Origin of the sequence: Photorhabdus namnaonensis (assembly GCF_001684335.1) — a bacterium.
Classification (GTDB): Bacteria; Pseudomonadota; Gammaproteobacteria; order Enterobacterales; family Enterobacteriaceae; genus Photorhabdus; species Photorhabdus namnaonensis.
This window is the reverse complement of record NZ_LOIC01000042.1, coordinates 1-1,884: the sequence shown is the minus strand read 5'-3', so window position 1 is coordinate 1,884 and position 1,884 is coordinate 1. Positions and strand designations below refer to the sequence as shown.

Genomic DNA, 1,884 nt, shown 5'->3' with positions numbered 1-1,884 from the left:
AGGCATCTTTAACTAAGTTCCATTGAACGTCTTGACGTTCATTGAGTCCTTTTAGCCAGGCGGTTTCCGGCGTATTGCCGAATACTGACACCGCGTTCTGTAACGATTGACCATTTTTGGCTTTGATATCCGCGCTAACCCCTTTGACCGCCTCCACAGTAAATTTTCCGCCGATATGAATAGCAGGAAGCACCCATTTGTTTTCGGTATAGCCTTTATTCGTCTGCTTGATATAAAAGCCTTTGGAATGGGTAATCGTCTGCTCAAAGGTGCTGTTTTTGACCGCTTTAAAATTGACTTTACCGTGAGTACTGGTCAGTTTGGCGTTTTTATTAGTGGCAATTTGACTGGCTTCGTAAGTGCTGTCATCCCGACTTAACAGATTGATATCACCGCCGGCGGTAAATTCAGTGACTTTGTTCGTGACATCATGATGGGTGCGTGTGGTGGTTTTCTTTTTACCATACCACCTACGTTTGGTTTCTGTTTTCTCATAGTGGCTGGATTCCTCCATCGCTTGAGCGTACAGATAACCGCCTTGCGCGGCGATATCCATTGCCCCTTTGGCCGTGAGTTTGGTGGCCTGGAATAGAATGCTGCCGTTTGAAAGCACGGTTAGCACACCACCACTGGTTAATTCAGTACTTTGTTGAGTATAGGTTTCTGTGATGCTGTTATCTTTGAAATAATCAGCGCGATCTTTGTAGAAGTGATTCCGAGCCGATTCGAAACGTATATCACCACCAGAGGTAATCGTTATATCACCATCAGAAAGTAACTGTGAACCCACCGTGGTAATGGCTCCATTGGCAGCCATTGTCAGCTTTTTAGTACCACGGATTTGTGCGCCATAATTTCTGTCATCTTTATGTTCATCATAATGCTCAGGTCTGTCATCGTCATTGTAAACAATAGCAGAGTAAAGCAGGGGCAGGAGTGTGATATTCCTTCCAGAGGACAATAATGCGTTACCGTTTGCCTGTATCTGAACCGCCTTTCCGTTAATATCTGTACCGCTGATGACACTGATATTATTTCCTGCGGTTAATTGGCTGCTTAATTCTCCAGAACGTGATGAAGGGAATAATTTACTCAGTGAAGGAGATAATTCACGGGGAGCCAGATCAATACTTTTTGCAGAAGTTAAATTGATGTCTTTTTCTGCGGAGAAACGAATACTCTTAACCGATAAATTTCCACCGGCATTAATCACAATAGAACTTTTTGCATCCAGCTTACCTACTTTAGATAACATATTATTAAAAAGTTCTTGCTCTTTAATGAAAGAGATAATACTGCCAATTCGTTTATGTGATAATAGCACCGCATTGTTATTATCAATGGTAATATCATTGTTTGCCGTTAAAGTAATATTATCACTTTTAGTTAAAAATATATCCCGAAAAATAATATTCTTACCTGCGTTTAGCAATAAATCACCTGTTGCCTCAATGCGGCTGATTATTCTATTACCATCATGGTTGAAATATCCGACAGTCTCATTGCTTTGCAATTTCAAATCAGCATTACGGCTAATAACAGTAATGTTTTTTCCCTTGATTTTACTCTGCAATACATCAATATTATTAGCGGCGATCATCGATACATCACCACCCGAAATAACTTCCCCGGTGTTTAATGTAACAGCGTCAGTTGCCAAAATAGTGATGTCGTTATTAGCTTTAATAATATTATTATTGTTAATTTTTCCTGAGTTTAAGACAATATTTTTAGCAGATAACGTATCATAGCCGCCTGCAACAGTGATTTGGGACATTTCATTTATGTCATATGGCAGTGGTGTGCGAATATTAATATTATCTTTAAAATCAGCGACAAGATTACCGGCAGCAACAACACTGGCGGGTTCAATAATATTGCTTT

Annotated in this window: 1 protein-coding gene; it reads right to left on the bottom strand. The window is 40.1% G+C overall.

The features are described 5' to 3' along the window. Positions 1 to 1,884, bottom strand: a 1,884-nt coding sequence (locus Phpb_RS07865) for a hemagglutinin repeat-containing protein (protein ID WP_205634751.1), incomplete at both ends; no start/stop codon positions are given.